The organism is Pseudoalteromonas sp. SD03, assembly GCF_040937955.1.
Taxonomy (GTDB): domain Bacteria; phylum Pseudomonadota; class Gammaproteobacteria; order Enterobacterales; family Alteromonadaceae; genus Pseudoalteromonas; species Pseudoalteromonas tetraodonis.
In genome coordinates this window covers 590,850-613,685 of sequence record NZ_CP162515.1, presented here as the reverse complement: position 1 = coordinate 613,685, position 22,836 = coordinate 590,850, and the positions used below count along the sequence as shown (strand labels likewise).

The 22,836-nt window shown below is 40.9% G+C and carries 20 protein-coding genes; 15 read left to right on the top strand and 5 right to left on the bottom strand.

The features are described 5' to 3' along the window. Positions 1 to 67: 67 nt before the first annotated feature. Positions 68 to 1,669, top strand: coding sequence for an isocitrate lyase (locus tag ABZP26_RS19070; protein ID WP_368485687.1), 1,602 nt, complete (start codon positions 68 to 70; stop codon positions 1,667 to 1,669). 697 nt (positions 1,670 to 2,366) lie between these two features. On the opposite strand, the gene ABZP26_RS19065 is transcribed toward ABZP26_RS19070, so the two are convergent. The 3 genes from ABZP26_RS19065 to ABZP26_RS19055 all read right to left on the bottom strand — a co-directional run bounded on the left by ABZP26_RS19065 (position 2,367) and on the right by ABZP26_RS19055 (position 7,087). After that, positions 2,367 to 4,385: a prolyl oligopeptidase family serine peptidase gene (locus ABZP26_RS19065; RefSeq protein ID WP_368485686.1), complete on the bottom strand. Its 2,019-nt coding sequence runs from the start codon at positions 4,383 to 4,385 to the stop codon at positions 2,367 to 2,369. 154 nt (positions 4,386 to 4,539) lie between these two features. Further along, complete coding sequence (locus ABZP26_RS19060; protein ID WP_024602421.1) at positions 4,540 to 5,274, bottom strand: 5-oxoprolinase subunit PxpA; 735 nt, start codon at positions 5,272 to 5,274, stop codon at positions 4,540 to 4,542. A 1-nt stretch (position 5,275) separates the two neighbouring features. Beyond that, entirely contained in the window at positions 5,276 to 7,087 is a 1,812-nt protein-coding gene (locus ABZP26_RS19055) for a glycoside hydrolase family 3 N-terminal domain-containing protein (RefSeq protein ID WP_368485685.1), read from the bottom strand. Between the two features lie 303 nt (positions 7,088 to 7,390). Here ABZP26_RS19055 and ABZP26_RS19050 point away from each other — a divergent pair, with 303 nt between their 5' ends. The 13 genes from ABZP26_RS19050 to ABZP26_RS18990 all read left to right on the top strand — a co-directional run bounded on the left by ABZP26_RS19050 (position 7,391) and on the right by ABZP26_RS18990 (position 18,931). Beyond that, positions 7,391 to 8,911: a diguanylate cyclase gene (locus ABZP26_RS19050; protein ID WP_368485684.1), complete on the top strand. Its 1,521-nt coding sequence runs from the start codon at positions 7,391 to 7,393 to the stop codon at positions 8,909 to 8,911. A gap of 86 nt (positions 8,912 to 8,997) precedes the next feature. Further along, the gene (locus ABZP26_RS19045) at positions 8,998 to 9,654 is read left to right on the top strand and encodes a thermostable hemolysin (RefSeq protein WP_028834663.1); all 657 of its coding nucleotides are present in this window, start codon (positions 8,998 to 9,000) and stop codon (positions 9,652 to 9,654) included. Continuing rightward, positions 9,651 to 11,129 carry an AMP-binding protein gene (locus ABZP26_RS19040; protein WP_368485683.1) on the top strand — a complete coding sequence of 493 codons (1,479 nt, stop codon included), beginning with the start codon at positions 9,651 to 9,653 and terminating at the stop codon, positions 11,127 to 11,129. The genes ABZP26_RS19045 and ABZP26_RS19040 overlap by 4 nt, the downstream gene beginning before the upstream one ends. Then, positions 11,122 to 11,811: a TenA family transcriptional regulator gene (locus tag ABZP26_RS19035; protein ID WP_016900001.1), complete on the top strand. Its 690-nt coding sequence runs from the start codon at positions 11,122 to 11,124 to the stop codon at positions 11,809 to 11,811. The genes ABZP26_RS19040 and ABZP26_RS19035 overlap by 8 nt, the downstream gene beginning before the upstream one ends. Beyond that, positions 11,808 to 12,578 (top strand): SDR family oxidoreductase, encoded by a 771-nt coding sequence (locus tag ABZP26_RS19030; RefSeq protein WP_013462836.1) that lies wholly within the window; start codon positions 11,808 to 11,810, stop codon positions 12,576 to 12,578. The genes ABZP26_RS19035 and ABZP26_RS19030 overlap by 4 nt, the downstream gene beginning before the upstream one ends. A 294-nt stretch (positions 12,579 to 12,872) precedes the next feature. Next, the gene (locus ABZP26_RS19025) at positions 12,873 to 13,520 is read left to right on the top strand and encodes a hypothetical protein (protein ID WP_013462837.1); all 648 of its coding nucleotides are present in this window, start codon (positions 12,873 to 12,875) and stop codon (positions 13,518 to 13,520) included. An 11-nt stretch (positions 13,521 to 13,531) separates the two neighbouring features. After that, entirely contained in the window at positions 13,532 to 14,191 is a 660-nt protein-coding gene (locus ABZP26_RS19020; RefSeq protein WP_013462838.1) for a response regulator transcription factor, read from the top strand. 62 nt (positions 14,192 to 14,253) lie between these two features. Continuing rightward, a complete protein-coding gene (locus tag ABZP26_RS19015) occupies positions 14,254 to 15,555 on the top strand; it encodes an ATP-binding protein (RefSeq protein ID WP_029609982.1) in 1,302 nt (433 codons plus the stop codon). Further along, complete coding sequence (locus ABZP26_RS19010) at positions 15,548 to 15,901, top strand: cupredoxin domain-containing protein (protein WP_013462841.1); 354 nt, start codon at positions 15,548 to 15,550, stop codon at positions 15,899 to 15,901. Before ABZP26_RS19015 ends, ABZP26_RS19010 begins: the two co-directional genes overlap by 8 nt. Next, the gene (locus tag ABZP26_RS19005) at positions 15,888 to 16,628 is read left to right on the top strand and encodes an iron transporter (protein WP_368485682.1); all 741 of its coding nucleotides are present in this window, start codon (positions 15,888 to 15,890) and stop codon (positions 16,626 to 16,628) included. The genes ABZP26_RS19010 and ABZP26_RS19005 overlap by 14 nt, the downstream gene beginning before the upstream one ends. Further along, positions 16,625 to 17,338: a hypothetical protein gene (locus ABZP26_RS19000; RefSeq protein ID WP_248474830.1), complete on the top strand. Its 714-nt coding sequence runs from the start codon at positions 16,625 to 16,627 to the stop codon at positions 17,336 to 17,338. Before ABZP26_RS19005 ends, ABZP26_RS19000 begins: the two co-directional genes overlap by 4 nt. 260 nt (positions 17,339 to 17,598) lie before the next feature. Next, complete coding sequence (locus ABZP26_RS18995) at positions 17,599 to 17,808, top strand: cold-shock protein (protein WP_008467029.1); 210 nt, start codon at positions 17,599 to 17,601, stop codon at positions 17,806 to 17,808. Positions 17,809 to 18,172: 364 nt separating this feature from the next. Continuing rightward, positions 18,173 to 18,931 (top strand): ABC transporter substrate-binding protein, encoded by a 759-nt coding sequence (locus tag ABZP26_RS18990; RefSeq protein WP_215522230.1) that lies wholly within the window; start codon positions 18,173 to 18,175, stop codon positions 18,929 to 18,931. Positions 18,932 to 19,504: 573 nt separating this feature from the next. On the opposite strand, the gene ABZP26_RS18985 is transcribed toward ABZP26_RS18990, so the two are convergent. Next, the gene (locus ABZP26_RS18985; RefSeq protein ID WP_013462846.1) at positions 19,505 to 20,728 is read right to left on the bottom strand and encodes a NupC/NupG family nucleoside CNT transporter; all 1,224 of its coding nucleotides are present in this window, start codon (positions 20,726 to 20,728) and stop codon (positions 19,505 to 19,507) included. 17 nt (positions 20,729 to 20,745) lie between these two features. Next, the gene (gene udk / locus ABZP26_RS18980) at positions 20,746 to 21,375 is read right to left on the bottom strand and encodes a uridine kinase (protein ID WP_013462847.1); all 630 of its coding nucleotides are present in this window, start codon (positions 21,373 to 21,375) and stop codon (positions 20,746 to 20,748) included. A 192-nt stretch (positions 21,376 to 21,567) separates the two neighbouring features. Here udk and ABZP26_RS18975 point away from each other — a divergent pair, with 192 nt between their 5' ends. Beyond that, on the top strand, positions 21,568 to 22,785 hold the full coding sequence (locus ABZP26_RS18975; RefSeq protein WP_028834670.1) for a phosphopentomutase: 1,218 nt from the start codon (positions 21,568 to 21,570) through the stop codon (positions 22,783 to 22,785). Positions 22,786 to 22,836: the final 51 nt, after the last annotated feature.

Here is a 22,836-nt window from a genome sequence, read left to right as displayed (position 1 = left end):
ACAGAGCTAACGTGATGTAGTCACTCTCTCAACAATAAATATTAATACCCGTTCGAAGGACTTTATTATGACAACATATCAAGGCGAAACAGATACACTAGCAACATTATGCCAATCACAGGGCAGTGCATGGAAAACAATTAATCCTGAATACGCAACACGTATGCGTTTACAAAATCGTTTTCGCTCTGGTGTTGATATTGCACAATTTACAGCAGACATCATGCGTGAAGACATGGCTGCATACGATAAAGACACAAGCCAGTACACACAGTCTTTAGGTTGTTGGCATGGTTTTACTGCCCAACAAATGATGATGGCAATTAAGCGCCATCAAAAAACAACTAAGCGCAGTTACGTGTACCTAAGTGGTTGGATGGTTGCAGCGCTTCGCTCTGAGTTTGGTCCTCTTCCAGATCAAAGTATGCATGAGAAAACATCAGTACCGGCACTTATCGAAGAAATCTATACCTTCTTAAAGCAAGCGGATGCACGTGAACTTGACCACTTATTTAACGAATTAGACGACGCAAAAGCAAACGGCGGCGACGTTCAAGCAGTACTTAACAAAATTGATAACTTTGAAACGCACGTTGTACCAATTATTGCTGACATTGATGCCGGTTTTGGTAACGAAGAAGCAACTTACCTGTTAGCTAAAAAGATGATTGAAGCGGGTGCATGTGCTATCCAAATCGAAAACCAAGTATCAGATGCTAAGCAATGTGGTCACCAAGCAGGTAAAGTGACGGTTCCACATGAAGACTTTTTAGCAAAAATTAACGCAGTACGTTACGCGTTCCTAGAGCTAGGTATTGATAACGGTATTATCGTTGCGCGTACCGATTCACTAGGTGCAAGCCTTACGCAAAAAGTACCGGTTTCAAAAAAACCAGGTGACTTAGCAAGCCAATACAATGCATTTTTAGAAACAACCCCAGTAAACAGTGTTGATGACTTGAATGAAGGCGAAACAGCAATGAAGCTTAATGGTCAGCTTTGTAAGCCAACACGCCTAGACAATGGTTTATACCAGTTCCGCGAAGGCACTGAAAAAGACCGTGTAGTACTAGATTGTGTAACGAGCCTACAGTCAGGTGCGGATTTACTGTGGATTGAAACAGAAAAACCACATGTAAAACAAATTGCTGAACTCGTTAATCGCGTAAAAGAGCAAGTACCAGATGCTAAATTAGTATACAACAACTCACCATCGTTCAACTGGACGCTGAAGTTCCGTGAGCAAGTATACCAAGAATGGCAGGAAGAAGGTCGTGACCTGAGCGCTTACCCAAGTCTTGATGATAACAAAGCGCTTATGGCTCCAGAAATGGATACAACAGAGCTTGCAGCAGCCGCTGACTTATTAGTACAAAACTTCCAACGTGATGGTGCACGTGAAGCGGGTATTTTCCACCACCTAATCACGTTACCAACGTACCACACAGCAGCATTAAGCACAGATATTCTATCTGAAGGTTACTTTGGTGACTTAGGTATGCTGGCTTATGTACGTGATGTACAGCGTCAAGAAATCCGTCGTGAGCAAGCGTCTGTTAAACACCAAGACCTTGCAGGCTCAAACATTGGTGATACACACAAAGAGTACTTCTCAGGTGAGAATGCACTTAAAGCCGGTGGTGAAGCTAACACCATGAACCAATTTTAATTCAACTAGATAGTGTTACTTAAGGGCCGCAAGGCCCTTTTTTTATGCTTGCATAAAGGCAAAATTTAATAGATCAGTATTTTACTAGCCATTTGGTTAGTGAGATTTTTCAATGCAATGCAGGTTAAAAGTGTAAATAAAATTTCAAGGATGTTTATGCTCGGCTGTAGGGCTTGATAGTCTGGTTACGCTTTGACACGTATAAGCACGATAAATTAACTGTTTTTTGCCGCATATAGATCAGAGTTTAACTAACTGACTTAAAGCAGATCACGATTTAACTAGCTGCTCTTAATACAGATCAGATTTTAACTAACCATGCTAATAACGGCCATTTTTTATTATTAAAGGGGGGTATTTGTCTTTCTAACCCACAATTTGGCCACTTAAACGATTAATTTAAAGGTTTTAGGCAGGTATCGAGAGAGTAATAAACCGATTTTTTACTAACTGCTGCAGCTTATAAAACATTTTTTTACTAACTGAGGGCTTATAAACAGTGACTCAAACCGATTTTTTACTAACTCACAGCACTATTTCTTCTATAAACCGATTTTTTACCAACTCAGTCTGAAGCTAAGTCCGATATTTAGTTTGAGTATGTAAGGGGTTACTCACATTATTGCTGTAAAGGGGGTTTACACTTGTGAGCTTCGAGCAACGAGCTTATATAACTCGTCACTCATAACTCTGCGTTTTATTTCGAATGCTTATCAAACCACCATTGAATATAAGCCACTTTGGTCATTAAGTTAGATGGACGGGCAGTAATACCATGTGAAGCGTTTGGAATACGCACCATCGCGGTATCAACCCCCTGCAATTTTAAGGCTTGATAAAACTGCTCTGTTTCTGAAATAGGCGTACGGTAGTCTGCCTCACCCGTGAGTAACATGGTCGGGGTTTTAACATTACCTACATAACTGATGGGTGAGCGTTTCATGTAATGCTCAATATGATCCCATGGTTTACCTGGGAACCAATAGTCAGCAAAGAATGGATAAAAATCGGCAGTGAGTACAAAGCTGATCCAATTTATCACCGGTTTGGCAACCACGGCTGCAGCAAAACGATCTGTATGACCTACAATCCACGCTGTTAATACACCGCCGCCAGAGCCACCGGTTACAAATAACTTAGATTCATCAATAAACCCTTTTGCAATAAGCGCATCAACACCCGTCATTAAATCATCGTAGTCATTGCTGGGGTAATTATGATGAATGGTTTGCGCAAACTCTTTACCGTATGAATCACTACCACGTGGGTTCATGTATAAAACCACGTTCCCTTTAGCGGCAAAAAGTTGTACTTCGGCACTAAAGTGCGGGCCATAATTAGCGACAGGGCCGCCATGAATTTCAAGCACTAGTGGGTATTTTTTTGATTTATCAAAACCCGGTGGGTAAGCAACCCAGCCTTGTATTGGCAGCTCATCGTGGCTTGATTTAAGCCATAATTCTTCAACCTCAGCGAGTTGCTTGGTTGCGAGTGCATCAGAATTTAAATCGGTTAAGCGCTGCGCTTTACCGCGCTTTATTGTGGCTACATCAGCAGGGCGCTGGGTATCGGCCAATGTAAATGCAACATGACCATTTTCACTAATATCGAAATCGCCACCGGAATAAGGGCGACCAAACGCCACACTGCCTATTTGTTCGGTAATCACTTTGCGTTTGCCACTTCGAGGTTGATAAGCCAGCGCAGTTTGCCCTTCATCGGCATAGCTAAAATAAAGCCCTTTTGAGTTCGCGCTCCACTTAATTTGGCCAACACTTCTATCAAAATCGGTGGTTAGGCTTTGAGTATTCCCTGTTTTTAAATCGCGAATATAGAGTTGGGTGTTTTCGTAATTAGTACGCTTGTCGTCATACCCTGTATAGGCAAGGTATTTGCCATCAGGTGACACTTTAGGTTGTTGATCAGGCCCATTACGCTCAGTTAGAGGGAGAATGGCTAGCGAGTCTAAATCGAGTTGATAGAGCTCAGTGTTAGTGGGCTTCAATTCATTATTTTCATTGCGATTAGCAGAAAAATACAATGTTTTACCGTCTTTACTAAAGCTGACTTCCCCACCATTATTAAAATTATCGTTGGTGAGTTGTTGAGCATTACCGCCATTGGCATCAAGTGTAAATAATTGACTAAACCCTTTTTCAGTATAACCCCCTCCATCGGCACGATAATAAACATCGTCAATATATTTAGCAGGCTCTGCCCACGTGGCACCTTTTGGTTTTCCAGGTAAGCTGACAGGCGCAGACGCCGCCATTGGAACAAACATACTAAACACCAGCTGGTTTGAATCAGGAGTCCAAGTTAGTGAGCTTGGATTGCTAGTTAAATTACTAACCTTAGCGATAGCCCCTGTTTTTAACCATTTAATATATATTTGGTTGCTACCATCTCGGTTTGATATGAAAGCAAGTCGCTGTCCGTCAGGAGAGACTACTGGCGAGTAATCCATATATACACCAGAAGTTAATGGTTGTAGTTGCCCAGTGCTATAATCAACAGACCAAATATTGCCTACTTTACGGTCGGTTTTAATATCCATGCGGTTGCGAACAAAATACACGGTTTTACCGTCTTCTGTTATGTCTATTTGGTTGGCATATTCAAGATTAAAGATATCTTGAAGTTGTAATGTATCGGTATTGGCAACAGCTAATTGACTGCTGCCCAGTATAAGACTCATAGCTAAAAGCGTTTTCATTATTTATCCCTGTTTTAAATCACTGCTCTATTTATAGGGTAGGAGAGGGATAATTAACAGTCAGATGCGACGAAGCCAGTATTTAAAACTACCAATGAATGAAGGTGATAAAAGAAAGTAAAAGCTGTAAAGGGGGTTTACAGCTTAGAAGAAGTTATACGCTTGCGCTGCAAAGAGCCTTAATGTCTTCAATAAGCGCAACACCTTGGGCGTTATCACCGTGCACACAAATACTATCGGCGTTAAGTTTTAACGATTTTCCTGACTGGGTAGTCACACTGTTACTGGCCAAAAGCTGTTTAACTTGTGCCAATAATGCTGCTTTATCATGCACACTGCCTGCTATATTTCGTGCTACGAGGTGCCCTTGATCTGTATATAGCCTGTCTGCGAACGCTTCTAAAACAAGCGTTAGTCCAAGGTGACGTGCCATTGTATGGTGGTGTTTAGCATCGGCCGTGGCAAGTATCATTAATTTTAGATCAGCAGGGTAACTGGCAACCGCGCCCATCACAGCACTAAGTAGTGGCTGGTGTTTCATCATGTCGTTGTAAAGCGCACCATGGGGTTTGACATAACGAAGGGTTAACCCTTGTGCCTTTGCCATGCCATCAAGAGCAGCTATTTGGTAGTGTAAACACTGAGTGAGCTCGGCCACACTCAGGTTCATTGAGCGTCTGCCAAATCCTTGTTTATCGGGGTAGCTTGGGTGAGCGCCAATCATAACATTATGCTGTTTAGCGAGCTTAAGAGTATTGGCCATAACGCTAGGATCGCCCGCATGAAAACCACAGGCAATGTTTGCCATATCAATATGCGGCATTACTTGATCATCAAGCCCCATTTTCCACGCGCCAAAGCTTTCACCTAAATCACAATTGAGTTTCATATTAGTGGCTCTTTGATTGTTTAATAGTTACCGGTAAGCTGCCTTTAGCAGGGGCTTGACCGAGTAATACTTTAGCAAGTGTTGTAAACGCAGGCCCAGATACTTGCTCGTTTTTGTCTACGTCAATATTATAAGCATATGAAGCTAATACTGCATCGGCAGAGTCGCCAAACTGCGCAATATCATAAGGGGCTCGCAAACTAATAAACACGGTGGGTATTTGTTGCTTGTTAGCCATTTTAAGTAATGATTCAAGTGCTTTAGGTTGCTCTGCGTTATTGAGGGCAAAGTCTGGGTTATCGGCTAAATCATCCATCCCGCCAATTTCCACCGCGCTTTGATTAGGCGTGGCATTTCCGGCAATAATAATATCAGCTTGGTTTATATTACGCTGAGCATCAACAGGGTCAAAACCTTGTAAACTGCTACAGCTATAAACTAATGCGTGTGAGCTGAGCGCCATTATGGCTTGTTGTATGGCCATACATTTACGCGTATCGGGCATAATAATATGAATGTGTTGGCCAGCATTAAGCTTAAGTGGCAAGGTGTTGTTGTTATTTTTTATTTGGGTGATCGCCGCTAATGCCAGTGACGCTTCTAATTCGCGATGTGCTTTATTACCAATAATGTACTTAGCATTGGCTAATGCTTTAATGGGATCAGGAAAAGCGTTTAATTTAAATTTACTTTTAAGTGAGGTAATACGCTGTGCTGAATGCGCAATTTCTTGTGCGTTTAGTTGTTCTGATTTAACCGCACTGACTAATGACTCAATGAGGGCATCGAGCTTTTTAATGTCATCTGGCGTTCTAATCTCTATTGGCATAAGCGCAATATCAACCCCAGCGGCAAAGGTGTTTATAATTGCTTGAGTTGGACTAAAAAAGTGACTAATACCTGCCATATCAAGTGCATCGGTTACCACCACACCTTGATAGTTAAGTTCTTTACGTAGAATATCGGTCATGATTTTACGCGACATTGTCGCGGGCTTAATCATTTGTTTGCCATCAACATTAGTCAAGGTACTGCTATCGAGCTCTGGATACTGAATATGCGCGGTCATTATCATGCCCGGACTATGCTGCTCAATAATGTGTTTAAAGGGCGCTAAATCTTGTGCGTAAATCACCTCTTTTGAATGCATCACTTTAGGCAAGCCGGTATGACTATCTACATTGGTGTCGCCATGCCCAGGAAAATGCTTTAGTGCGCTAATAATGCCATTTTTTTCAAATTCACTAACTTGTGCGGCACCTAATGCTGCTACATCATTTGGGTTTTCACTAAAAGAGCGGACATTAATTACCGGATTGTCTGGGTTCATATTAACATCAACGGTTGGGGCGTAATTTACATTAATCCCCAATGCTGAAAGCTCCGTGGCAAGAACATTCGCGGTTTGGGTGGCGAAATAAGTGCCATGCTCAGGGTAGGTGGCGCCAATTGACATATTACCAGTAAATGAAGTGGCCACATCACGTGGCAGTCGAGCTACTCGTCCACCTTCTTGGTCAATTGAAATAAAAAGCGGTAAGCCTGATTTAGAGTGAGACGCAGCTTGTTGCAGTTGCTGATTAAGGCTAATTATTTGTTCGATGCTTTGGGTGTTTTCAGAAAATAAAATAACCCCGCCAATATCATAACGGCTAATCGCTTTGGCTAGTGTATCTGGTAATTCAGTTAACGCTGTTCTGCAGCGCTTACTGCTGCCTTGGTGACAAAAGTAGCGTAAATCTAGCATAAGTTTTTGCCCAAGTTGCTGTTCAAGCGACAGCGCAGAATCGGCAAAAGAAGTTTTTATTGGCATGAAACATCCGATTAAAAAAAGAGAAGACGACAACAGGTACTTATTTAGCAACACACACCTCAAGGCTAAATAAAAATAAAGTGCATGCAGCTTAACTATTATTGAGCTTAACTGCAAAACCCGACATATATAATAAATGTCATTTTATTATTCCAAAAATAACAAAAATTAGGCTACTTAGTTTAATTTCTGTATTATATTTAGGATATATGTAGTACATAGCAGTCGTTTTTATTTGCTTAGGATGATAATAAGTTGCGTTTTCGATCACCATTTACTTTTAAACTTAGGCAATTAATTCTGTTGTTAGCTATCACTGCTACAGCCGCTATTTTGTTCAGTGGTTTATACATTAGTTACCAAGTACAAAAAGAACGGGTAATAGAAGATACTCTCAAAAGTAACCATGTATTTGCTAGTAAGCTTGCCTCGGCGACCGATCACTTTTTAGCCGCTGCGATGCAGCAACTTGAGTTTTCAGCCAAAATTATTGCTAAAGACATTACCAATACTGAGTTACTCCAAGCTGAAACCAACCGCCTTTTAAACCAAACACATAGCTTTAATTCGGTAGCAATTAACATGCAAGGTGTCGTTAAAGCGGCCTCACCTGTTTCATTAAATATTATTAATAAAACCGTTAATTCACCTCATTCTAAACAAGCCTTTAAACTACAGCGTCCATTGGTTAGTCGTCCTTATGTATCGCTTGCGAATAACTTAATTGTTGTACTTTCTTATCCTTTATTTGACGAGATGGGTAACTACTATGGCTATATTGGCGGTAGCTTTTATTTAGAGCAACAGAGCATTTTAAACGCCTTATTAAAACAGCATAGTTACGATGGCGGGGCATACTTTTATGTGGTGGCTGATAATAAAACCTTACTTTATCATCCTGAGACTGAGCGGATTGGCGAACAAGTCATTAATAACCCAGTAATAGAGCGTGTTTTGCAAAGCGAAGATGGATACACCCGGGTTTTAAATAGCCAAGGCGTGTCTATGCTTGCTGGATATTCGCCCGTTAAACTTGCTAATTGGGGCGTAGTTGCCCAGCGTAGTGAGGTGGCAACACTTGCCACGTTAGATACTTTTCAAGGGCTGGTGCTTAAGCGAATGCTACCAATTGTATTAATTACTTTTGTATTGATTGGTGTGTTAGCGCATTTTATTGCTAAGCCCCTTAGGTTACTAGCTGACAGTGCAAATTTATCGACTGATCAACAAAACGTGGCGAATCTTAAAAGTATTAAATCTTGGTATTTTGAAAGTCAGCAACTTAAAGTAGCCATGTTAGAAGGAGTTAATATACTGCAGTCGAAAATGGGGCAATTACGCCAAGATGCACTCACCGATCCGCTAACTGGTGCGCATAATCGGCGAGGTTTGTATTTATTGTTAGATAAATTAATTCAAGAACAGCTCCCCTTTGCGGTTCTAGAAATAGATATCGACTTTTTTAAACGGGTTAATGACACCTTTGGCCATGATGTGGGCGATGAGGTACTAAAAACTTTAACGTGTGTGATCAAGCAAGTATCTCGCAAAGATGATATTGTCGCGCGAACTGGTGGCGAGGAATTCTTACTTATATTACCGAACGAAAATAGCGATAGTGCGTTTGTTATTGCTGAGCGGTTACGTAATGAAGTGGCGAATACACCGATGGCCAAAGTTGGTTGTATAAATGTCTCCATCGGCATTGCTACATGGCCGCAGCACAGTGATGATATTGATCAAGTATACAAATGTGCTGACAAAGCGCTCTATCATGCAAAAGAAACGGGCCGAAATAAAACCGTTATTGCCAGTCTAAATTAAATTTTTAAAAAATTAATTTACCTTAAGTTTTATTTAAGTTTCGCCTATTAAATTCTACCTATAGATTTAATACAGGCGATGCTTTTATGCAATTAGCTCAACAACAACAGTCATCATCAACACTTTTTCAGTCGTTCACACAGTTTGTGAGCGCCAGAGAATGTGATGAACACCGTCAGCGCCTTGAAGATACAGTAAAACAAGGCTTTTTAGCTGCGTACAATGCCAGCCTAACTTCATTTATGCCATTACTCTGTCAGTATAAAACTCAGCAAGGGCATTGCACTTTAGGGCTTAGAAACGCCACTTCTCCTTTATTTATTGAACAATATTTAGCAGCGCCCATTGAGCAGTTTTTACCAATGGGCACACAGCGCAGTAAAGTGTTTGAGTTAGGTAATCTCTATTCAACACACAGAAAAGCCACATTATCGCATTTTATTATTGTTAATGAAGCTTTAAGAGCTATTGGTGCTACTAATTTGGTTTTTTGTGCCACCAAACATGTACGTGCTTTATTGCGTTTATTAGGGGTAACGTGTAATGAAATTGCATTGGCTAACAGCAGTGTTGTTGAGCAACCAAAAAGCTGGGGAAGTTACTACGCGAACCAGCCTACAGTATGCATTGTTAATTTAGAGCAAGCACATCTACAAGTACTTAATACGCCAATGCTACTTGATATTAAACAACAAAATACACATGGCATTACGGCATTAATCAATGCGCTGGAGGCGGTATGAGTATGTTAAATAGCTTAAATGATTTAGCTATTCAGCCGGCGGTAGTTGCGCATTTTGCGAATCAAACACAACAGTTCACAGGTGCTGAGCTGCTTCACGAAATTAATAAAGTAGCGGAAATTTTTGCAAATTCAGATGCTGATGCAATTGCATTTCAACTTGATAACACACCTGCATGGTTGGTACTTGATGCTGCGACCAGCGTTGCTAATAAAGTGGCTATACCGATCGCCCATTTTTTTAGTCAACAACAAACGCAATATGTGTTGGCACAGTGTGGTGCACAGCTGTTTATAAGTGATATGCCAAGGCTTTCTTTGGGTGCGCATACATTGTCTATTACTTTGTTTGATCATTACACCTTATATATTTATCAGCTCAACGTTAAAGAATCGATTAGTTACTTTGAGGGCACGCAAAAAATCACCTTCACGTCAGGCTCTACAGGCGAGCCAAAAGGTGTGTGTTTATCAACTCATAGCCAAATGCAAGTTGCACAATCGTTATGTGAGCAAATAGGTATAAGTAAACCAACTCACTTATGTTTACTGCCATTACCTGTCTTACTGGAAAATATTGCAGGTATTTATGCACCATTATTAAGTGGCGGTTGTGTACATTTAATGCCGTTAAACGAATTGGGTTTTGTTGGCTCAGGGTTAAAAAATCCTGAAAAACTAATTAGGGCAATTGACAGTGTAAAACCTAACACCCTTATTTTAGTGCCTGAGTTATTAACGTGTTTAGTAGCGTTTGCAAAACAAGGTTGGCAGCCGCCAAAGTCATTACAGTTTATTGCAGTTGGCGGAGCGCTCGTGAGTGATGCTTTAATTGCCACCGCCAGAGAGCTTAATTTACCTGTTTATCAGGGGTATGGATTATCAGAGGCGGCATCTGTCGTAAGTTTAAATACGCCCAAAAATGATGATTTAAAGAGTGCCGGCACTGTACTGCCGCACATACAAACCAAAATCGAAAAAGGCCAGTTGTACATAAAGGGTGAGCTATTTTTAGGGTATTTAAATCAAGCGCCGCATAACCAAAATAACTGGTATGCAACAGGCGATTTAGTGACCCAGCATGGCAATAAGCTCTTCATAAAAGGGCGACTTAAAAACCTGATTATTACCAGCATGGGCCGTAATGTCAGTGCTGAATGGCCTGAGTCATTAATATTGAGCCAAAGCGCGATTATACAAGCCGTTGTTTTTGGTGAAGGCAAACCTTTTTTAACCGCGATTATTTATGCAATCCCTGAGCTGAGTGATCAACAACTCAGTGAGCATATGAAATTTATAAATCAACAGTTACCCGATTATGCACAAGTTAAAAAGTGGCATCGGTTAGCTCAGCCTTTAAGTGTTCAGCAAGGGTTACTAACGACCAATAATCGTCCTAAGCGCCAGGCTATTAGCCAGCAATTTAACCTTATTTTTGAACAATTTTACCGACTTGGAGAAGTGATCCATGACTGATTTTTTTAATACATTAAAAGCACAAACTCAAAACGAGCGTGAGTACTTATTAGCTGCGCCAATTATACAGCGCGTTTTTAAAGGCCAAGCATCACTTGAAGAGTATGCGTCATTTTTAGCGCAAGCCTATCATCATGTAAAACACACTGTGCCATTAATGATGTCGTTAGGTGCCCGTTTGACCGACGAACAAGAATGGTTACGTGAAGCCGTAGCCGAATACATTGAAGAGGAAATTGGCCATCAAGAATGGGTGCTTAACGATATTGCCGCGTGTGGTTTTGATAAAGAAAGTGTGCGCCATAGTAAGCCACAATTTGCTACCGAAATGATGGTCTCGTATGCGTATGACAGTATCGCTCGTAAAAATCCATTAAGCTTTTTTGGCATGGTTCATGTACTCGAAGGGACTTCAATTGCCCTGGCTGATGGCGCAGCTTCAAATATTGCTGATGCAGTTGGTTTACCTAAAAAAGCATTTAGCTATTTAACCTCTCATGGTGCGCTTGATATAGAGCACGTAAAGTTTTTTGAAAACTTGATGAACAAAATTACTAATGAGGCCGATCAGCAAGCTATTTTACATGGCGCAAAATGTTTTTATCGTTTGTACGGTGATATTTTTCGCGCTTTAGATGACGAGCCGTTCTTTAAAGCATCAGCACAAGAGCAACACGCATGAATACCGGCTTATGTGTGTTAACAGGAGCCACAGGGGGAATTGGCCAAGCGATTGCCAAAACACTGCACGCACAAGGTTGGCAATTACTATTAGTAGGGCGTAATGGCGATGCGCTAAATGCGCTAAGTAGCCAGTGCCCAGGTAGTATGACTTTTGTGGGAGATTTAACCGTTGCAGAAAACATGCTGGCATTGGCAATTAAAGCCAAAAAATTGGGCGGTGCTAAATTACTCATAAACAATGCAGGCATTAATGTTATGCAAAGCTTAAGTAGTTGTAGTAGTGAACAAATTGATAATCTACTGAGCACTAATTTAGCCGTCCCGATGAAACTATGCCAACTGTTTTTAGAGCAGCTGCAAGCGAATAGAGGCACCATAGTTAATGTTGGGTCGTCTTTTGGTAGCATAGGTTACCCATATCAAACACTTTATTGTGCCAGTAAATTTGGTTTGCGTGGTTTTAGCGAAGCGTTATCACGAGAGCTTTCAGACACTGGCGTTAGAGTTACTTATTTGGCACCTAGAGCAACTGATACCGACATTAATGATGCTCAAACGCGAGCAATGAACAAAGCGCTTGGTAATCAAATGGACTCTCCGCAGTTGGTGGCTGATGAGTTAGTTGCGTTATTAAACTCAAATAAAACCAGACGATTTATTGGTTTTCCTGAGAAACTTTTTGCACGTATCAATGGCGTTTTTCCACGTATTGTAGATAACGCAATTGCTAAACAACTCCCTAAAATAAAAAGCTTTTTAGGCTAGTTGTTCACTAGGGTCTGTTGACCTTTGCGGATTGAAATTTGTTCAAACTAGGGGTGATTTAATCGCGGCGCGAGGTTTGTAACCTAGTGGGCTAAGTAAAAACCGAGCAACAAAGAGTAAATCGCCCCTAGGCAGAACCCTTCGGGCAGCGCCTGTTTGGCATTGATGCTGCGTTATCGCCAATTTATGGGGAATAACCACACCACATAGGCGCTGCCTTGCCTAAATACCAAACAGGCTGCTGCAAATTCAACCTTGAAAGGTCAGCAGACCCTAAATAATAGAGGATTTATTATGAAAAAATTTACTTTAGCAGCTTATTTAAGCATTGTTAGTGTGTTTTCATCGCCGGTATTTGCAGATGAACAAAGCGACTTACTCGCTATTCAACAGCAGTGGGCGGTCGCTAATTATGAGCTTAAAGATGACGCACAAATCAAAGCCTTTACTCAACTGAGTGAGCAAAGTGCTCAATTTATCGAAAACTATCCTAATTCAGCAAATAGCTACACATGGAACGGCATTGTGCTGGCAAGTTTTGCGGGTGCAAAAGGCGGCTTAGGGGCGTTGGGTTATGCCAAAGATGCAAAGGCATCATTAGAGCAAGCCCTTAAAATAGACGACAGTGCTTTAGGTGGCTCAGCGTATGCCAGCCTGGCAACTTTATACAGTAAAGTACCAGGGTGGCCAATTGGCTTTGGTGATGATGACACCGCCGATAAGTTTTTTAAGCAAGCACTCGCTTTTAATCAAAAAGGCATTGATACTAATTACTTGTATGGTGAGTTTTTATACGACGAACGTGAATATAAGCAAGCCAAAGCCCATTTGTTAGTTGCACAAGCGGCCGGTATTCGTGATACTCGCGCTAAAGCGGACAAATATCGTCAGCAAGCAATTAGCCAATTATTAGCTAAAGTTGATAAAAAACTAAAGAGATAACAAAACAAACAATGCATTTATTATTAGTTGAAGATGATCATCTTGTGGCGCAAGGGCTTTGCCGCTCATTGCGCCAAGAAGGCTACAGTGTAGAACACAGCGCAACGGTTAAGCATGCGTTGCAATGTTTAGGCAGTGGCGAAATAGAGTTGGTTATACTTGACCTAGGCTTACCTGATGGTGATGGTTCGCAAATTTTAAAGCACATAAAAGCACAAAAAAAAGTCATTCCGGTGGTGATACTAACCGCTCGCAGTAGCATAGATGACAAAGTGCAAGGGCTTGATATGGGGGCTGATGATTATTTAGCTAAGCCATTTGAACCAGCCGAATTATTTGCTCGTTTGCGCGTAGCGAGCCGACGTGTAAATCAAGCTCAGTCGAGCTTATTACAATGTGGTGATGTTACTATGGATACGTCAGCGCACAGTGTCACACTTAACGATGAGCTACTTTCTCTGCCGCGAAAAGAGTACATGCTGCTAAAAGCGTTACTGGAAAACCAAGGTCGCGTGCAATCTAAGCAGCAGTTAGAAAATAAACTCTATCAATGGGGTGAAGAGGTTGGCTCTAACACCATTGAGGTGCATATTCATCACCTACGAAAAAAATTCCCCAGCGATTTTATTAAAACTCTCCGTGGTATTGGCTATGTTGTGGGAAAGAGATAGCTCACGTGATTAAAACACCCCTAGATCGCACAAACTTGAATTTACAAAGGTAACCATGCTCTATGTCAATTCGTAAGCGTTTAACACTTATCTTACTGTCAATGATGGTGTTAACCTGCTTTTTAGCTTTAGTAAAAGGCTATCAAAAAAGTATGAGCCATGGTGAGCAATTACTCGATAGTGAGCTAAAAGTAGTGGCTGGAGTCTTGATGCAACAGCCTCTATCTATAAACGCTATGGCGCCAAAAATGCAAGAAAGCGCCCAGTTACTGTATCAAATTTGGCAAAGTGGTGAGCTACTTAGCGGTTCTGACGAATTAAATCTTGATTTGAGCCAATATCAAGCAGGTTTTCAAACGCTTAATATTGCAGGGCAGCGAATGCGGGTATTCGTTTTTGCTACTTCTTTACGCACCGTTATTGTTGCCGAGCCGATTGCTAAGCGGTTTGAGCTTGCCGAGGCGGTGATTTTATCAGCCATGTTACCCATGTTATGGGCGGTTCCTTTGCTTGCGCTATTTATTAGCTTTTTTGTTAAATATGCACTGGCACCGTTAACTCGTTTATCAAAACAGTTAGCCCTGCGCCAAGCAAATGATTTCACAGCGATCAATTGGCAGGTGACGGATGAAGAAATAAAACCAGTGATCAGCCGCTTAAACGACTTATTTAAACGCGTAGAAACGGCCTATTTACGAGAGCGTTTTTTTGCCTCAGATGCCGCCCATGAATTACGTACACCCCTGAGCAGTTTAAAAATTAATGTGCATAATTTGGCCGCCCAACAAGGCGATAACCAAGAATTACAAGCCATGACTCAAGGTATAAATCGACTCACCAATATAGTGGAGCAAATGCTAATACTAGGACGTACTCAGCCAGAGCAGTGGCAAAAGCAGTTTAAAGAACAGTCATTATTAGCGATCACGCAAGAAGTAGTTAGCCAACTATATGAAAAAATAGAGGCTAAAAATCACACTATTAGCCTTGAGGGAGATGACTTTACTATTAACGGTGATGAGTTTACCTTAGTGACGTTGATTTCAAACCTACTGAGTAATGCTATAAAGTACGCGCCTGCAAACGGACAAATAAAAATTACCCTAAAGCAGATGCACAGGCAGCGTATTTGGCAAATAGAAGACAGCGGTCCAGGTATGACGGACGATCAAAAACAACGGATATTTAACCGTTTTTATCGCGTTGGCGGTGACCAACATCCTTCGGGTGAACAAGGTGCGGGCTTAGGCATGGCAATAGTCCAGCACATTATTGCTATTTATAGCGCTGAAATTAATTTAACAGATAGCGATTTGGGCGGCTTAAAAGTACAGGTAGTTTTTGCAGGAGCTAAATGTGATTAAACGACTTATTCACCCCTATTTATATTGTTGCGTATTTTTATCATTTAACGCCGCCAGTAAAGACTATCTTATTGTACTTAAAGATCATTTGTTTTATCCCGCAGAAATCGTGGTGCCGGCCAATAAAAAGGTACGCTTGTTAATCGAAAATCAAGATAGTACGCCTGAAGAATTCGACAGTTTCGATCTCAACCGAGAGAAAGTACTTTACCCTAATCGCAAAAGCGTTATTTATATTGGGCCGCTAACTCCTGGGCGTTATGAATTTTTTGGCGAGTTCTCGCCCAATACGGCGCGTGGTGTTGTAATAGCGACCGAAAAGGAGGGTTCTGATGCTAATAACTAGCCTTGTGATGAGCCTCAATCAGTTATTGCCGGTGGCCATTTTACTTATTTTACTCCAAGTGATTGCCAAGCAAAGTTTAGTGAAGGTACTGGGGATGCTTGTTTTAGGTGTGGGGTTATCATTTTTATTTGTAAAAAGTGCTCCGCTAATTAGTCCCTTGTTCGACTACCAGGGTTTAGAATATACCCAAATTGCTTTATGTGTTTTAGTGTTTATCAGTGCGCTGTACTACGCCATTAAACAAGCAACGCCTGCATTTATGATTGCGATTATCAGTGTAATGACTCTTTATTTAAGTCATTACATTATTTACCTGATTGGCTTTTGGCAAAACAACGAAGCAGCACAAAGCTTATTTATTGGCACTTTTTTAGGCTTAGGGATATGCAGTAGCTTTAGTGTGTTGTTGTATTTTTTATTGAGTGCAATCAAACAGCGCTTTGGGCTTATCCCTTTATTGGTATTGTTAGCATTAAACAGTGCGGCAAAACTGGTTGTGGCACTTGATTTGGCGAGCCAAATTGATTTGATAGCAACAACGGCAACCGTATGGGATTTACGTGCTGTTTTAACTGAAAACTCAGAGTTTGGACGGGTTTTGCGCGCACTTATCGGTTATGAGGCTACGCCTAATTTAACCAGTGTTTTAAGTTATGTGCTGAGCAGCGTGTTATTTTTATCAGTTTGTTATTTTATTCCTAAATCAATAACTAAGGAACAATCATGAAAGCAATAAACCTATTTGCAGCCACTGTATTAATTGGTTTTTGTTTATTAATACCTAAGCTGACTTATGCTGATGGCATAGTGGTTGATAAAGTTTATCATCCTTATGTGTTGCCGTTTGAGCGCGAGCTAGAGTGGCGGCTTGTGTCACATCAAACCGACAGTGGTAATATTTTAGCGCAGCGCGTTGGCTTAGGCGGCGCAATTAACGACACCATGGCATTGGAAGGCTATTTAGTGGGCGAGCGCGATGATAATGGTGACTTTGGCTTGCAAGCGTATGAGTTAGAACTTCGTTGGCAGTTAATAGAGCAGGGCAGGCTATGGGCTGATTGGGGCGCGTTATTTGAATTTGAAAAGCAGCATGACGCCGACGCATATGAAGCAACCACCGGTTTTGTGATTGAAAAAGAGTTTGGTCGTGCAAGTCTCACTATGAATGCATTTTTAGTGTACGAGTGGGGCCAAGATATACAAAATGAGTGGGAAAGCGAATTTAGAGCGCAATATCGCTACCGCTATTTGTCTGCTTTTCAGCCCGCGGTTGAGGTTTATCTTGGCGAAGACTTTGTCGGTATTGGCCCCGGATTTATAGGGTTACATCGCTTTGATGGACAAAAACAATTAAAGTGGGAAGCCGGTTTTATTACTGAAATCAGCCAGTCAGAGAAAAATCATAGCTTTAGAATGGCACTAGAATTTGAATTTTAAGCTCTTTAAACAAGTACTTAATTTATAAAGCGGGCTGCTTAAGCTATTTTATAAATTAAATCGCATTAAGGGTTGACTTGAGTCTGTAACTCTATATAGTAGTCCGCAGCTAGAAAGAAAGCATGATAATTTATAAATCTCCATTTCGTTGTTGTATAAGTAATACTTGTAGTACCGTCCTGAAGTTTTTAAGTACCATCTCATTTTTTGCTACACCGCCCATTAGGGCACAATTTAATTTTTATATCAGGAATAATACTATGTCTAACATCGTATCAGGTACAGTTAAGTGGTTCAACGAGTCTAAAGGTTTTGGTTTCATCGAGCAAGAAAATGGTCCAGACGTTTTCGCACATTTCTCAGCAATCAAAAGCGAAGGTTTCAAAACTTTAGCTGAAGGCCAACGTGTAGAGTTCACTCTTTCACAAGGTCAAAAAGGTCCTCAAGCTGATAACATCACAGCTCTATAATTTTACTTTTAAGTAAAATGAAAAAAAGCGCTTAAGGCGCTTTTTTTGTGTCTAAAATTTAAGAATATCTCCCCACCATCTGTAAATTTATACCAATTCGCTTAATTAAGCGGTCTATTTTGAGGCAGGAAAAACGGGTTGATAGCTAGGCAAAAAATTCGCTATTTAGTTGTTCTAAATGAGAATTTTTTAACACAGATAGCGACACGTTTAGCCCCGCAAAATGATTGAGTATTATTGCGGATTGGTATTATTAACGATAGTCACTCTCAAATCACCTGCTATTTTTAACATTATAAAAGTGCTATAAATTAATAGTTTCTACATGCTTTCTAGGTTAAGGTTATTACTTAAATTATAGGGGGTGTTTATTTTTAAATTTACATTATTAGCGTTAGGGTTGCTATTTAGCCATAATATCCAGGCTAATGCGCCTAAATTGGTTATTTATACCGAAAGCTTTGCCCCTTACAATTTTCAAAATGAAGCTGGGCAGCTAGCGGGTATTAATCATGATATAGTGAAAGATGCTTGTGCTCGTGCCGCACTAGAGTGCGAATTTATTATGTTACCTTGGAAGCGTGCTTACCAGTTAGTGCAAAATAACCCACACTCAGCCATCATTTCTCTAGCAAAAACGCAAGAACGTATTCCTCTTTTTGAATGGGTGGGACCTTTGGTATCGAGCCAAACCTACTTTTTTAAATTAAAAACTAGCGACCATATTGTGATGAATGATATTTCACAAGCTAAAAACTACTCGTTGGGCATAGTGCGAGGCGACATTTATGAAATGCTGGTGCGTCGACTTGGGTTTGTTACCGATAAAAACTTACTACTGTTTAGTGAAGCAGACTCATTTATGCGACTTTTTTTTAAAAAACGCATCGATTTAATTATTGGCTCTGACTTTACTATTGATCATCAAACTGAGCCATTTGGGTACTCTAGGGATGACTTGGTGAAGCTCAAGCAAATTCATGTGGATGAGCTTAAAGGCAACTATATTGGCTTTAACAAAGCCACTTCACCTGTGGTAGTAAAACGCTTTAATCAAGCACTTGAGCAGCTTAAGGCAGAGTCTGGCTATGAAGCTTACATTAAACGTTATGTAAAAAATTAAGCCTATAGACAATAATAAACACGCCTAAGCACAGAAAAACTCAAAAAGTTCCCACTTAATAATGCCTATATTACCTCTTCACAGCCATTCATTCTTGTTAACTTCGCTACCTTTTATACTCTCAAGTGCCTTGTAAAGGGCTAATAAGTAAATGCTTCTGCAGTTACACAGTTGTTTATATTTTTTAGTAATACCAATTCGCTTAATTAAGTGGTCTATTTTGAGGCTGGAAAAACGAGTTGATAGCTAGGCAAAAAATTCGCTATTTAGTTGTTCTAAATGAGAATTTTTTAACACAGGTAGCGACACGTTTAGCCCCGCAAAATGATTAAGTATTATTGCGGATTGGTATAAGTGCAATGATGGCTTTTGATGGCGTAAAGAGTGCGTGAATGAAAGCTTTGCTAGGGAATTTTTAGGTATGAATTGCTGAGGATTTAGAAAGTAGAGGCTATAAAAACGATAAAAGGGCCTTGCGGCCCTTGGTGAAGTATCGTTCAAGTCAGATAGTGCTTTAACCCCTTAAAGCGCTATCCTATTGTTTTGCAACAGTTGGATCGTCTCATTAAGTTTCTAAGCTAGCGAGAGGAAAAACCCAGCAATTGCTGCGCTCATAAGGTTAGCCATAGATCCTGCTAACACTGCTCTGAGCCCTAAGCGTGCGATATCCTTTCGCCGACTAGGCGCCATACCGCCCAATCCACCTAGTAAAATGGCTATCGATGATAAGTTAGCAAAGCCACACAAGGCAAAGGTAACAATTGCTTGTGTATGCGCACTCAACGTATCGCGATAATTTATAAAGTCTAAGTAAGCAACAAACTCATTTACTACTAACTTTTGACCAATAAAGCTGCCGGCTAAAATTGCCTCATTCCACGGTACACCTAATAACCATGCAACAGGGGCAAATAAGTAGCCTAAAATTTCTTGTAGCGTTAATGTAGGGTAATCAAACAACCCACCAATACCGCCTAATAAACCGTTTAATAACGCAATCAGTGCAACAAATGCTAAAAGCATGGCACCTACGTTTAATGCTAAGTGCATACCGTTTGCTGCGCCTGATGCTGCTGCGTCAATAACATTAACCGGTTTGTCGTCGCCTAAATCTATATCGGCTAAATCATCTTTAGGTGTTTCTGTCTCTGGCACTATCATTTTTGCCATTAAGAAACCACCTGGTGCTGCCATAAAACTGGCTGCAATTAAATATTTAAGGTCTACACCAATAATTACGTAACCGGCCATTACAGAGCCTGCTACGGTGGCCAAACCACCTACCATTACGGCAAATAACTCAGATTTGGTCATTGTCGCAATAAACGGTTTAACAATGAGTGGCGCTTCAGTTTGGCCAACAAAAATATTTGCGGTGGCTGAAAGCGACTCGGTGCGAGAGGTTTTCAATAATTTTTGTAAACCACCGCCTAAAATTTTAATTATCCAATCCATAATGCCTAAGTGGTATAACACAGCAACAAGTGCTGAGAAAAACACAATCACTGGCAATACTTGAATGGCAAAAATAAACCCTAGCGTATCTTGCGATGCTAATGGGCCAAATAAAAAGCCAATTCCATCGTTGGCATACCCAATAACCGATGAAACGGCGCGAGACATACTCGCTAATACATTTTTGCCTGCTTCAAAAAACAGTACAAAACCGCCGATAATGACTTGCATTAAAAATGCGATACCCACGGTTCTTAGTTTTATTGCTTTGCGATCAGTTGAGGCCGCAAAAGCGATGCCTAGTAGCACTAGCATACCTACTAAGCTCATAAATGTTGTCATACAAACGTTTCCCGTTGTTATTCTTGTAAAATGTACTTTATTTTACTTTTTATAATATCAATCGCAACGCGATTCATACCGCCTCGAGTCACAACTAAGTCAGCGTTATGCTTTGAAGGCTCAATAAATTGATAAAACATCGGTCTAACAGTTGCTTGATATTGCTCAACAACAGATTGTAATGTTCTGCCTCTTTGTTCCATGTCGCGTTGCATTCGGCGCATTAAACAAATATCCAATGGCGTATCTATAAACACCTTGATATCAAATTCTTTATTAAGCGCTTTATCACTCAGTAATAAAATACCTTCTACAATGAGTATTTTAGCCGAAGCCACACGGCGCGTTTTATCGCTACGTGTATGCTGGGCATAATCATAAGTTGGTACTTCAACAGAGTGGCCATTACGAAGTTGCGTTAAATGCTCAAGCAATAGCTCGTGTTCAAATGCATCAGGATGGTCGTAATTCGTTTGCGTACGATGTGCCATCGGCAAATGCGATTGATCCTTGTAATAAGCATCTTCTTCAATAATGGCGATAGCGCCTGGTTCAAGCTCATTTACCAATTCATTGTAAATAGTTTGGCTAAATAGAGATTTGCCGGACGCCGATGCGCCTGCAATAGCTATAATAGTTCGTGTCACTAAAGTTCTCACCCACACAGAAGGATATATTGTTGGTAGATCACAATAGCAAAAAAGACACGATTAATCTCTTTTGCTTCGCTTAAGAGTGCAAATTTATAATGTTTAGGTTTTATGAAACAGGACTTATGTCCTGTACGGAAAATTCGAAGAGCAGATAAAGTAACCACCTAGAACAGATGTGAGGTCACAATGGCAAGAGCAATTATCTTAATGGCGGATAGTTTAGGAATTGGCGCAGCACCCGATGCAGATAAATTTGGTGATGTTGGTGCTAATACATTCGCACATTTACTCAAGGCATATTATGACGAGACTGGCAGTAAGCTTTCGCTTCCTAACCTTTCAAAATTAGGGTTAGTGGATGCATGTGAAGCCGCTGGTAAAGAACCCTGTTTAGTTGCTGAGCGACATGAACCACAAGGTGCATGGGGTTACGCAAAAGAGCTTTCAAGCGGTAAAGACACGCCATCGGGTCATTGGGAAATGGCAGGCGTGCCAGTGTTATTTGATTGGGGTTACTTCCCTAAAACACAGCCGAGTTTCCCACAAGAATTTGTAGACGAGTTTATTGCTCGCACAGGTATTCCGGGCATTTTAGGCAATTGCCATGCCTCAGGTACCACGATTTTAGAGCAGCTAGGTGAAGAGCACGTAAAAACAGGTAAACCAATCTGTTACACCTCAGCTGATAGTGTGTTTCAAATAGCCGCGCATGAAGAATCATTCGGCCTAGAGAAGCTTTATCAAGTTTGCGAAATCGCACGGGCGCTGCTTGATGAAATGAATATAGGGCGAGTGATTGCGCGGCCATTTTTGGGTTCTAATAATCAAGATTTTGCCAGAACAGGTAATCGTCGTGATTATTCAGTATTACCGCCATCGCCAACATTGCTTGATGTACTTGCAAAAGACGGTGGCGAAGTTATCAGCATTGGTAAAATTTCAGATATTTATGCGCATCAAGGCATTACCCAAAAGCATAAAGCGCCAGGGTTAATGAACTTGCTAGAAAAAACCAGCGAAGTGGTGGCGACTGCGCCGGATCACAGTTTGATTTTTACCAATTTAGTTGATTTTGATGAAAAGTTTGGTCACCGCCGAAATCCTGTTGGCTATGCGAAAGCGCTCAAAGAGTTTGATGATTACTTACCCACTATTTTAGCGCAATTAAAGCCGGATGATTTATTAATGATCACCGCCGATCATGGCTGTGACCCGACCTTCCCAGGGTCTGAGCACACCCGTGAATATGTGCCGGTTATTGCCTATCAGACAGGGATGAAAAATACCCCGCTGGGCGAACGCAATAGCTTTGCCGATATTGGCCAAACGCTTGCACAATGGTTTAACCTTAAAGCGTTAGAATATGGTGATGGCTTTATTGATAAGCTGAACACAGTTAAGTAACTTAAAAATACGCTCGCTATTTTTAAAGTAATAGGGCTTTTAGCCAAACAA

Excerpts from the sequence above, each read along its gene's own strand:
- ABZP26_RS19065 (WP_368485686.1), bottom strand. The coding sequence starts at position 4,385 with ATGAAAACGCTTTTAGCTATGAGTCTTATACTGGGCAGCAGTCAATTA.
- ABZP26_RS19060 (WP_024602421.1), bottom strand. The coding sequence starts at position 5,274 with ATGAAACTCAATTGTGATTTAGGTGAAAGCTTTGGCGCGTGGAAAATG.
- ABZP26_RS19045 (WP_028834663.1), top strand. The coding sequence starts at position 8,998 with ATGCAATTAGCTCAACAACAACAGTCATCATCAACACTTTTTCAGTCG.
- ABZP26_RS19000 (WP_248474830.1), top strand. The coding sequence starts at position 16,625 with ATGAAAGCAATAAACCTATTTGCAGCCACTGTATTAATTGGTTTTTGT.
- ABZP26_RS19035 (WP_016900001.1), top strand. The coding sequence starts at position 11,122 with ATGACTGATTTTTTTAATACATTAAAAGCACAAACTCAAAACGAGCGT.
- ABZP26_RS19020 (WP_013462838.1), top strand. The coding sequence starts at position 13,532 with ATGCATTTATTATTAGTTGAAGATGATCATCTTGTGGCGCAAGGGCTT.
- ABZP26_RS19055 (WP_368485685.1), bottom strand. The coding sequence starts at position 7,087 with ATGCCAATAAAAACTTCTTTTGCCGATTCTGCGCTGTCGCTTGAACAG.
- ABZP26_RS19005 (WP_368485682.1), top strand. The coding sequence starts at position 15,888 with ATGCTAATAACTAGCCTTGTGATGAGCCTCAATCAGTTATTGCCGGTG.
- ABZP26_RS18985 (WP_013462846.1), bottom strand. The coding sequence starts at position 20,728 with ATGACAACATTTATGAGCTTAGTAGGTATGCTAGTGCTACTAGGCATC.
- ABZP26_RS18995 (WP_008467029.1), top strand. The coding sequence starts at position 17,599 with ATGTCTAACATCGTATCAGGTACAGTTAAGTGGTTCAACGAGTCTAAA.
- ABZP26_RS19040 (WP_368485683.1), top strand. The coding sequence starts at position 9,651 with ATGAGTATGTTAAATAGCTTAAATGATTTAGCTATTCAGCCGGCGGTA.
- ABZP26_RS18975 (WP_028834670.1), top strand. The coding sequence starts at position 21,568 with ATGGCAAGAGCAATTATCTTAATGGCGGATAGTTTAGGAATTGGCGCA.
- ABZP26_RS19015 (WP_029609982.1), top strand. The coding sequence starts at position 14,254 with ATGTCAATTCGTAAGCGTTTAACACTTATCTTACTGTCAATGATGGTG.
- ABZP26_RS19025 (WP_013462837.1), top strand. The coding sequence starts at position 12,873 with ATGAAAAAATTTACTTTAGCAGCTTATTTAAGCATTGTTAGTGTGTTT.
- ABZP26_RS19030 (WP_013462836.1), top strand. The coding sequence starts at position 11,808 with ATGAATACCGGCTTATGTGTGTTAACAGGAGCCACAGGGGGAATTGGC.
- ABZP26_RS19070 (WP_368485687.1), top strand. The coding sequence starts at position 68 with ATGACAACATATCAAGGCGAAACAGATACACTAGCAACATTATGCCAA.